Origin of the sequence: Streptomyces sp. NPDC001634 (genome assembly GCF_040298185.1) — a bacterium.
Lineage (GTDB): Bacteria > Actinomycetota > Actinomycetes > Streptomycetales > Streptomycetaceae > Streptomyces.
Genome location: NZ_JBEOZU010000105.1, coordinates 19,569 through 28,906, shown reverse-complemented (window position 1 = coordinate 28,906; position 9,338 = coordinate 19,569). Strand labels below are relative to the sequence as shown.

Annotated in this window: 8 protein-coding genes and 4 pseudogenes; 6 read left to right on the top strand and 6 right to left on the bottom strand. The window is 70.6% G+C overall.

All coding sequences use genetic code 11. The features are described from left to right. Window positions 1-134 precede the first annotated feature (134 nt). The gene (locus ABT186_RS41280; RefSeq protein WP_351929485.1) at window positions 135-893 is read right to left on the bottom strand and encodes a hypothetical protein; all 759 of its coding nucleotides are present in this window, start codon (window positions 891-893) and stop codon (window positions 135-137) included. 142 nt (window positions 894-1,035) lie between these two features. On the opposite strand from ABT186_RS41280, the gene ABT186_RS41275 reads away from it, so the two are divergent. Next, complete coding sequence (locus tag ABT186_RS41275; protein WP_351231049.1) at window positions 1,036-1,356, top strand: hypothetical protein; 321 nt, start codon at window positions 1,036-1,038, stop codon at window positions 1,354-1,356. Between the two features lie 194 nt (window positions 1,357-1,550). On the opposite strand, the gene ABT186_RS41270 is transcribed toward ABT186_RS41275, so the two are convergent. Together ABT186_RS41270 and ABT186_RS41265 are read right to left on the bottom strand one after the other, a co-directional pair. Continuing rightward, window positions 1,551-1,679, bottom strand: a complete 129-nt coding sequence (locus ABT186_RS41270; RefSeq protein WP_351231047.1) for a hypothetical protein — start codon at window positions 1,677-1,679, stop codon at window positions 1,551-1,553. A gap of 101 nt (window positions 1,680-1,780) precedes the next feature. Beyond that, window positions 1,781-2,017: a hypothetical protein gene (locus ABT186_RS41265; protein WP_351231045.1), complete on the bottom strand. Its 237-nt coding sequence runs from the start codon at window positions 2,015-2,017 to the stop codon at window positions 1,781-1,783. Here ABT186_RS41265 and ABT186_RS41260 point away from each other — a divergent pair. Together ABT186_RS41260 and ABT186_RS41255 are read left to right on the top strand one after the other, a co-directional pair. Beyond that, on the top strand, window positions 2,010-2,219 hold the full coding sequence (locus ABT186_RS41260) for a hypothetical protein (protein ID WP_351231043.1): 210 nt from the start codon (window positions 2,010-2,012) through the stop codon (window positions 2,217-2,219). The genes ABT186_RS41265 and ABT186_RS41260 overlap by 8 nt on opposite strands. Window positions 2,220-2,457: 238 nt before the next feature. Further along, entirely contained in the window at window positions 2,458-3,414 is a 957-nt protein-coding gene (locus ABT186_RS41255) for a hypothetical protein (RefSeq protein WP_351231041.1), read from the top strand. Window positions 3,415-3,671: 257 nt separating this feature from the next. On the opposite strand, the pseudogene ABT186_RS41250 reads toward ABT186_RS41255, so the two are convergent. Next, window positions 3,672-3,959 (bottom strand): annotated as a pseudogene (locus ABT186_RS41250) (hypothetical protein); the annotation flags it as partial. Between the two features lie 156 nt (window positions 3,960-4,115). On the opposite strand from ABT186_RS41250, the pseudogene ABT186_RS41245 reads away from it, so the two are divergent. Next, window positions 4,116-4,223: pseudogene (locus tag ABT186_RS41245) on the top strand (restriction endonuclease); the annotation flags it as partial. 86 nt (window positions 4,224-4,309) lie between these two features. On the opposite strand, the pseudogene ABT186_RS41240 reads toward ABT186_RS41245, so the two are convergent. Next, window positions 4,310-4,971: pseudogene (locus ABT186_RS41240) on the bottom strand (IS5 family transposase); the annotation flags it as partial. 62 nt (window positions 4,972-5,033) lie between these two features. Here ABT186_RS41240 and ABT186_RS41235 point away from each other — a divergent pair. Further along, window positions 5,034-5,393, top strand: coding sequence for a hypothetical protein (locus ABT186_RS41235; RefSeq protein WP_351231039.1), 360 nt, complete (start codon window positions 5,034-5,036; stop codon window positions 5,391-5,393). 462 nt (window positions 5,394-5,855) lie between these two features. Continuing rightward, window positions 5,856-9,107, top strand: coding sequence for a choice-of-anchor D domain-containing protein (locus ABT186_RS41230; RefSeq protein ID WP_351929483.1), 3,252 nt, complete (start codon window positions 5,856-5,858; stop codon window positions 9,105-9,107). Here the strand turns inward: ABT186_RS41230 and ABT186_RS48180 are convergent. Beyond that, a pseudogene (locus ABT186_RS48180) lies at window positions 9,089-9,277 on the bottom strand (hypothetical protein); the annotation flags it as partial. The gene ABT186_RS41230 and the pseudogene ABT186_RS48180 sit on opposite strands and share 19 nt — an antisense overlap. Between the last annotated feature and the right edge of the window lie 61 nt (window positions 9,278-9,338).

Here is a 9,338-nt window from a genome sequence, read left to right as displayed (position 1 = left end):
TCAGACAACGTGATCGACACTGCGGAAGGCCCCGGATGCGACACCCGAAAAGAGTAGCAACTTACCCGTGTGATTTGCGGCGCACGACACTAGGAGGTCTGCTGGGTTGCCGGCCCGGTGCCGGCTGTCGGGTTCTACGGTGCGTACGTGAGCGAGGAGATGCCGCCGGCCGGCGGGACGGACTGGCGGGGCTCGACGAGGCGCTGGCTGCGGCGCTGACCGCGCAGGGGGAGCCGGGCGAGAGGGCGCTGAATCTGTTGCGTGACGCGCACCGGATCCTGGACGGCGCGGCCGGTCTGCTGCAGGGCGGGGAGGTCGCGGAGTCGTGTGTGCGGGGCACGGCGGACGCCCTGCTCGGGCTCGCGGACGCCGGCAACGACGACAGTGGCGGCAAGGCCCCCAAGCCGGAGGGGCTGCAGGGCGCGGCGCGGCGGCTGCTGAAGGAAGTCGAGGCCCGCGACCGCCAGATGAGGCGCCGTAGCTCGGCGCGCGGTGGGCCCGTCGGCCCCGCCGCGGCGTCCGGACGGCCGGAAGCCGAGCCGGAAGCCGGTGCGGTGAGCGGGGCGGACGACGTCGACGCCGGGCGTGCTCGGGCCGTGGTGCTCGAGGATCCCGCTGCCGCCGTGTCCCCGGGGTCCGCGGACACGTACGCCGGCACTCCCGGCCCGGCGGTCGATGCGGACACCGCGGGGGCGGCGGTCGAGGCGGGGTGGGAGCGGGTGAGGGCGGCGGCCGAGGTGTTGCGCGGGGAGCTGGCGCGCCCGGGTGGTGATCACCGCCGGCGGGCGAGGGGGATTGCCGAGCGGCTGATGGGCGTGGTCCTGGGCAGCCTGCAGGAGCAGGCGCTGGATGTGTGGGGCGAGGTGTATGGCAGGGCGTCGGGCACGCCGCACGGCGCCGCCTCCGGTCCGGAACGGGCTGCTGCTCGCTACCGCCAGGTGGTGGACGCGCGCGGGAGTTGCTGGTTCCGCTGCCCGGCCGCGCCGACCGCGTCCTGGAACTGGCCGGCCTCGCACGGCCGGGCGAGGAGGAGGTGTGGGAGCTGGCGGGGTGGGCGGATCCGCGCGCTACGACCTTCTTCTTTACCTCGCGCCCGGCCCCGGCGTGGCTTGCGGCGCTCGAGGAGCATGCGCCGCACCTGTTGCCGGCCACCCGGACAGCGCGGAGGCGCTGCGGCTGGCCGCGCTCCTGGTCGCCCACCCCGCCGCCGTCTGGTACGACGAACAGGTCCGTCGGCAGGCCAGGGCCCTGCTGGACGCCGCGACGGCCGCGCCCGGACACGAGCACCGCGACGCCCTGCGGGAGTTGAGGACGGCGCTGATCAACGCCGGGGACATCGACGCCGCCCGGAGCTGAACCGCCGCGCCCGCGCGGCCCACTCGCCGGCCGCCCCTGCCCGTATGACGGCGTACCGTCGTACGGACGGAGGCTCGAGATGCTCGAGGGCGGTCGGCGCAGTGCCCCGCCGGGCGCACAGCCGTGCCAGGCTCATCCTTCGGGCACGTGCGGGCAGGTCTCGCGCTGCTGGTAGCTCCCTGGTACGCCTGTGCCTACAGCCGCCCAGAAGGTCCGGGAGTCTTGGAAGTGGCCCCCAGGGTGTGCCAGGACTGGCCGGGGTGCTCGAGGCGCAGCGCCTCCAGGCCCGCGGTGGCCAGCCCGCACCGCTGGTACTTCTCCATGGTGTAAGGCCACTCGACCCACCCGAGCCCGCAGCGGGCGCGCCGCTGCTCTTCGAGGGCTCTGCGGGATCGAGGACGAGGAGCAGTAGCGGTCGGCGTCGCTACGGCTGCGGGGCCTCGCTCCGTGGCGGCTGCGCCGTACCCGGGAGGGGAAGAGAGGCATCGGCGAACCAGGACGGCAGCGTCATCCCCGGAGCCTGGACCGCGCCGCGCACCTGTCGCATCCAGAGCTCTGGGTCGGCCTCGGTGGCGGCCCCCAGCGCGTCGGCGTCGATGTTCTCCCGGAACTGGAGGAGGAACTTCAGGAAGTCGGGGTCCCGGCCGAGCTCGATGAACATCGGACTCATCCAGTCGTGCAGGGTCTGCCGGCGGTCCACCATCCAACGGGCGTCGCCCTCCACGACGTTCGTCGAGCTGGAGGGCCGGTTCCCCGAGCCGTTGGAGGAAGTCCCACAGGCCGCGGTGGAGTACGTTGCCGGGCTGGTGGAGGACCGGCAGCGCGAGGCCCTGCTGGTCGAGTGCCGGACGCGAAGCATCTAGCCGCCGGGCCAGTCCCGGATCGAGAAGGTGCTGATCGCGGCCCGCCGGTGAGAGCGGGCGTTCTGCGCGCGGACCATCGCGCGTCTGGGGCGAGGTCGGGGCGGCCCGGCTGCTGGCACTGGTGGCAGGGCCACGAGGAGGGCGCCGCGCTGCTGGCGTTGCTCAAGCGTGACCCGGGAATCTATAACGATCTCGGCGGACATGTTGTGGGACACCCGGTCACCCCTAGCCTCCGTGCATGGCATTTCTCTCCAGGCGTCGCAGAAGAGCCCACCTTGCCCCCGAGCTCGACGATGTCGACCTGAGCAGGCTTTTGAAGTCCCTCCAGGCGACCACCAGTACGGGCACGATCGCGACGACGGATCTGTGCGTGGCTCAGATAGCCCGTCTCCTGGAACGCCACACCGGCGACTGGGACCGCCGTACGCACCAGATGTCCGTCCTGGCCCAGTACCTGTCCGAATCGCACGTGGCTCGGGCCTGGGCCACTCGTGCGCCGCGCAACGCGGGTGCGCTCGTCCTGCACGCATGGACGCAGCTCATACGCGGCCGCGCCCAGGGACGCCTGGAAAACGCGACCGCCGTCACCGAGGGCTGTCTGCGAGCCGCCGATCTCGCTCCGGAGGACCCCACGCCCTGGGTGGTCCTGTTGGGGGTGTCACGCCTGGAGCGCCGCGCGCAGCCAGAGGTGTTCGGCGTGTGGAACGAGGTGCTCGCGCGCGACCGCTGGAACCGCGAGGCGTATCTGAGCATGCTCGGCTATCTGAGCCCGACGGAGGCGGGGTCGCGCATCCAGGTACTGGACTTCGTCGACGCCGTCCGCGCTCGTATCCCTGAGAACGCGCCCTGCGCGGCGACGGAACTCACCGCCGAGGTCATGCAGTACCACTCCGTCCTCGCCCGGGGCGGAGTCGAGGCGCTGATGGCGCGCAATCACTGGACCCACGCGCCGGCAGCCCAAGCCCTCGACCGCGCGGCCCGCACCTGGGCCCAGCCAGGGTTCTTCCACCATGCCGCGGCTCGTGCCGACCTGAACCTCCTCGCCTACGCGCTGATGGCCGCCGAACGGCGAAACGAGGCCCGCCCCGTCTTCGAGGCGATCGACGGCACGGTCACCGCCTGGCCCTGGCGCTTCGGTGGCGATCCCCTGCCCGAGTTCGAGAAGGCGCAGAGCAGGGCAGCGACGGGCCTGTGACCTCCCGGGAAATATCAGGAGAGCTCCTTCGGTCATTCCTTGGACTTGAGGAGTCTTTGGAGGCTGACATGGTCCACGGCCGAGCGGCCGTCTGCTGATGACTGAGGTCACCGGCGGCGCGGACTGGCTGTGGGTGTCGACCCGCGGCAACCACGGCGGCATCGTTGCCGAGGGCGTCGCCCCGGCCTACCGGCCCGCTGGCACCGTCCTGTAGCCGCGTGGCGTCGCCCGCAGCTACCCCCGGACGGTGACCAGGATCAACACGGCGGTGCTTTGCTGTGTCTGCGGTCAGTGAAGAGTGTCGATGGCTTGACGATGAGCGCCCGTGCCTCGGCTCCGTAGACGGCGGTGCCGCGTAGCTGTTCGAACGCTTTCAGGCAGAGGGTGATCTCGTCCGGTTGCGTGATCCGCACCCGTGCGGATACCAGCTCGACGCTGACGAGGCGGTCTTCGTACACGTGGAACGTCTCGCGCGGCCACTGCTGACGTGAGGGGGAGGCCATGGGGATGATCCCGACGGAGGCCTGGGGGAGGGCACTGCCCGATCAACTGCTTGTCCAGCACGTCCGCCGGCAACTCGACCGGCCGGACCTCTTCAACCGCCTCGACAGAGACAGTCACGTCGCTCATCAGGTGCTACTTCCATGATCGGCAGTTACACCGAAGACCGTACAGACCCTCGTGGGCGCGGCCGACCATCGCTGTCCGCCCCGCTGGAGGGCACCGCCCGCTGCGTCCAGGACCGCGCCCGGCTCGTACGGGCGCTGCACGAGCGACTGGACCGTCCCACAGAGACCGCCCCGGCCTCCCCTGGGCCGCCATCAGCACCGTCGCCGATACCGGGACCGGCGAACGCTGGCCGGACTTCGACCACCGTGAAATCGTGGCTGCCACCTTGGTCCAACAGCCACGCTATGTCACAGGAATTGACAATTCCTCTCTTCGGGGTGATCCCTCGGCTACGCAGGAGTCGTCGGTGCTTGTCGAAGTCGTAACCGCGGTCGGCGAACAGGCGCCGTGGCCGGTGGCGTGGACGTCCACGCCGGCCACGGATGTGGGGAATGGCGTCGAGCGGCGGTATCAGCTGGGTCACGTCGTGCCGGTTTCCGCCGGTCGGAGATGCCGCGAGTGGGGTGCCGCGCCGGTCGACGATCACATGATGCCTGCTGCCAGGACGACCGCGGTCGACGGGCGACGGCCTGGTGTGGAGCCCCCTTTGAGGGCTCGGACGTGCGACCCGTCGACGGCACAGTCGTCCATCTCCAGCAGGCCCGCTGCCCTCAGTTCCGTGAGTAATACAGCGTGCAGCCGCGGCCAGACTCCGGCTTCGGTCCAGTCCCGCAAGCGGCGCCAAGCCGTGACTCCAGAACAGCCCGCCACCTGGCGGGGCACATCCCGCCAGGCCATTCCGGTACGCAGGACGTAGATGATGCCCGCCGGCGCGATGCGGTCGGGTATCCGGTGCCTTCCCGTGTACCGGTGGCGCCGTTCCGGACGTGAAGGCAGCAGGGCAGCCACGCGTGTCCACCGGTCATCGGGCACGAGATCACTCGTCACCCGCGGAAGCGTGCTACAAGAACACGGTTGAGGCGGGCAGTTCAGCCTGGCACGCTCACCCGATGAGCGACAGCACACTGCCGGGTCGGTGGGATGGGCCCTGGTACCGCGTCCGCACGGAGCACTTCGAGGCCGCCTTCTTGCCGAATGCCGGTGAAGATCTGGAGACCGTGGACAACGTCGATGTGTTTGTGGACCTCAAGGACGGCACCCGGTGGAGCGCGACCATCATCACTCTCGCCGAGGTCGAGATCCTGATGAAGAGATGGACCGCAAGCGGGGAAGCCCTGGGAGGCCGATACTTCTGGGTTTCGGACGGTCTCATCGTCCGCGACGCCGGCATCAGCAGCATGACCCAGGTACTGGTCGGCCTGATCGAGAACGACGAGTTCACGCAGATCCTTCACCGCCTCGACGACTGACAGCCGACCGCCGCGCCTCGCCACCGCATTCTGAAACGATCAGTCAGCGCCTCGCGCGGTACATCGTCCGCGAGGGCTGCGTTCGGTGGTGCCGCCTTCTGTCTGCGGTCGGCGCTGCGGCCGTTCCGCCATCGCCGACCGGTTTTCTCGTTGATGCCGACGATCCGGCCGATCCCTTCGTCACGATGCGCCGCAAGCATGCGACGGGACCGCGTGCATCAGGTCCACAACGGTATGCACGGACGACGGTTGCGTGATTGGATGCGCGGGTTGTGCCCGTGCGCTGCGGCCTCCCATGTGACCGAGGAGACCGCCGTGGCCGGGTGGGATGGCGGTGGGGGCCGTCGAACATGGGGACTCAGGGGGGTTTCCTTGGCGATTTCGCGAGGCGACGTGGTGGCGGGTGCCGCCAGACACGCACACAGACGCAGACACACACGACGGCGCGGTCCGGCGCTCGCCATGACGGCCGCGATGACCGCGGGCCTGATAGGGCTGGGCGTCTCACCGGCGCAGGCAAGCGAGACGACCGGCTCGGTGGACACCCGCCGGACCGGCTGGGACCCGAGTGAACCGGACCTCGGCCCGTCCGACGTGCGCTCCTCCTCCTTCGGGCAGCTCTGGAAGGCTCCCGCGCAGCTCGACGGGCAGATATACGCCCAGCCGATCGTCGTCGGCGGCACGGTGGTGGCGGTCACCGAGAACAACAAGGCCTACGGCCTCGACCGCGCCACAGGAGCCGTGCTGTGGCAGCGCAGCTTCGGGCCTGCATGGCCCGCGTCCACCCTCAACTGCGGCGACCTCGTCCCGAACGTCGGCAGCACCGCGACGCCGGTGTACGACCCCGCCGGCGGTGCGGTCTATCTGACCACCAAGGTCGACGACGGTCCCACCCACCTGAGCCCGCACTGGTACATGCACGCGCTCGACCCGGTCACCGGGGCGGAGAAGTCCGGCTTCCCCGTGACGATCCAGGGCACCCCGTCCAACGACCCCACCCAGTCCTTCCTGCCCGCGTACCAGATGCAGCGTCCCGGCCTGCTGCTGCTCGACGGGGTGGTGTACGCGGCGTTCGGCGGACACTGCGACGCCAAGCCCTATCGCGGCTACGTGGTCGGCGTCAGCACCACCAACCCCTCGGTGACCTCGATGTGGGCGACGGAGACCGGCGCCAGCAACAGCGGGGCCGGCATCTGGCAGTCCGGCGGGGGACTCGTCTCGGACGGTCCCGGCCGGATCTTCCTCACCACCGGCAACGGCGTCAGCCCGGCGCCCGGCCCCGGCAGCGCGCCGCCCGGCACGCTCGCGGAGTCCGTGGTCCGGCTGCAGGTGCAGGCCGACCGGAGTCTGAAGGCCGCCGACTTCTTCAGCCCGTCCAACGCGCCGACCCTGGACCAGCAGGACAAGGACCTGGCCTCCGGCGGGCCGGTCGGCCTGCCGGACAGCTTCGGTACCGCCTCCCACCCGCATCTGATGGTGCAACAGGGCAAGGACGGCCGGGTCTTCCTGCTGGACCGCGACGACCTCGGCGGCAGGTCGCAGGGCACCGGCGGGACCGACGACGTGGTGGGAATCACCGGGCCGCTCAAGGGCCAGTGGGGCCACCCCGCGGTCTGGGGCGGCGACGGCGGTTATGTCTACTGCGTCGGCAACGGTGGCTCACTGGTGGCGCTGCACCGCGGCGTGACGGGCTCGGGCGACCCCGCGCTGACCGTCGCCGGATCCAGCCAGGACACCTTCCCGTACACCAGCGGATCGCCCGTGGTGACCTCCGACGGAACGCGCTCGGGCAGCGCCCTGGTGTGGGTGGTCTGGTCGGGCGGGTCGACCGGCGTCAACGCCCAGCTGCGCGCGTACGAACCGGTTCCCGACGCGAACGGAGTCCTGCCGCTGGTCTGGTCCGCGCCGATCGGCACCGCGTCGAAGTTCGCCACCCCGGCCACCGACGGCGGGCAGGTTTTCGTCGGCACGCGGGAGGGGAAGGTCTACGCCTTCGGCAATCCGGTGGGCAGCCCGCTCAAAGGCGGCCCGGTCGAATTCGGGCTCGTTCCGGTGGGCGGCTCCACGAGCACCGACGTCGTCCTGACGGAGAACCAGAGCCCGTCCCAGTCCCTCGGCATCAAGGGCGTCACGGTCGACGGTCCGTTCACCGCGGACACATCCTCGCTGCCGCCGACGATCCCGGCGGGCGGGCAGCTGTCGATACCCGTCTCCTTCACACCCACCGCGGTCCTGGGCGCGAGTGGAACGCTCACCGTGGCCACCGACGCCGGCAGTTTCGCACTGAGTCTGCACGGCGTCGGCACCAAGTCCGGTCTGGCTGCGTTCCCGGGCACGGTGTCCTTCGGCAACCAGCCGACGGGGACCACGGCCACCGCGAACGTCCAGCTGACGAACACGGGCACCGACCCCGAGACCATCACCTCCGTCACCCCGCCCGACGGACCGTTCACGGCCGCCGGCCTGCCGAGCGCCGACCCGGCGAACCCGACGGTGATCCCGGCCCAGAGCTCGATCGTCCTGCAGGTCGGGTACGCGCCCACGGTCACCGGCCAGAACTCCTCGTCCATCACACTGAGCAGCACCAGCGGTCCGCTCACCATCCCCCTCGAGGGCAGCGCGATCAGCGGCGAGGGCCACCTGGTGTTCAGTCCGACGACCCTCTCGTTCGGCGCGGTGGTCCGCGGTACGTCGAGCACTCGGAGCTTCACCATCACCAACACCGGGAACATCCCGGTCACCGTCACCAAGGCGAAGGCCCCGGCAGGTGTGTTCAGCAGCGCCGACCCGCTCCCCGAGGGCCTGGTCATCGGTCCCGAGCAGAGTGTCCAGCAGACGGTCACCTTCTCCCCGACCGCGAGCGGCAGCCAGTCGGCCACGTACGAGGTCACCGGCGACGCCGGGCAGGGGGCACAGCTGGAGCCGCTCACCGGCATCGGGGTGCCGCCGGCGTCGCAGCTGGGCACCGTGCTGGCACGGGACTCCTCCGGCACCCTGTGGCTCTACCGCGGCACCGGTGTGCCCTCCGGGGCACTGGCCGCCCGGGCCGCCATCGGAACCGGTTGGAACGCCTACAACATCATGACCAGTGTCAGCGGTGAGATGGCGGACGGCACCGGAGCCCTCGTCGGCCGTGACAGCAATGGCAGGCTGTGGTTCCACCAGGGCACCGGCGACCCGAAGGCGCCCTTCGCGCCCCGGAAGCAGATCGGTTACGGCTGGAACATCTACAGCTCCATCGTCGGCGCCCGGGATGTGACCGGGGACGGGAAGGCCGACCTCGTCGCCCGCGACAGCAACGGTGGCCTGTGGCTCTACCGCGGCACCGGGAACGCCTCGGCACCCTTCCTGGCGCGGACCTCCATCGGTCACGGCTGGAACATCTACAGTTCCATCGTCGGGACCGGTGACCTGACGGGGGACGGGAAGGCCGACCTCGTCGCCCGCGACAGCACGGGCGGCCTGTGGCTCTACCAGGGCACCGGCAACCCGAACGCGCCTTTCGCGCCCCGGAGGCAGATCGGTTACGGCTGGAACATGTACAGCTCCATCGTCGGCACCGCTGACCTGTCAGGGGATGGCAAGGCGGATCTCGTCGCCCGCGACAGCAAGGGTGGCCTGTGGCTCTACCGCGGCACCGGGAACGCCTCGGCACCCTTCCTGGCCCGTACGTCCATCGGTTACGGCTGGAACATCTACAACTCGCTCATCTGACCGGGCGAAGGCGCGGCACCGCGCGAGGTGCCGCGCCTGCCCCCCTTGGAGCCTGGTGGTGGCGACACCTGGCCCAGTTGGGGCGGCAGCGGGGCCGCGTGCGTGACGATCAGGCCCGAGACGGCGCGGGTCAGGGTCACGTACAGGCGGCGCAGGCCGGTGCGTTCGTCTGACGAATCTGCTGTTGATCACTGAGCGAACGGTGTTCCCACCTGTGGATCTAGCCTCGCG

Bases quoted from the DNA above. Each gene is read 5' to 3' on its own strand.
- ABT186_RS41255 (WP_351231041.1), top strand. From the start codon at position 2,458: ATGGCATTTCTCTCCAGGCGTCGCAGAAGAGCCCACCTTGCCCCCGAG.
- ABT186_RS41270 (WP_351231047.1), bottom strand. From the start codon at position 1,679: ATGGAGAAGTACCAGCGGTGCGGGCTGGCCACCGCGGGCCTGGAGGCG.
- ABT186_RS41230 (WP_351929483.1), top strand. From the start codon at position 5,856: ATGACGGCCGCGATGACCGCGGGCCTGATAGGGCTGGGCGTCTCACCG.
- ABT186_RS41265 (WP_351231045.1), bottom strand. From the start codon at position 2,017: ATGTTCATCGAGCTCGGCCGGGACCCCGACTTCCTGAAGTTCCTCCTC.
- ABT186_RS41260 (WP_351231043.1), top strand. From the start codon at position 2,010: ATGAACATCGGACTCATCCAGTCGTGCAGGGTCTGCCGGCGGTCCACC.
- ABT186_RS41235 (WP_351231039.1), top strand. From the start codon at position 5,034: ATGAGCGACAGCACACTGCCGGGTCGGTGGGATGGGCCCTGGTACCGC.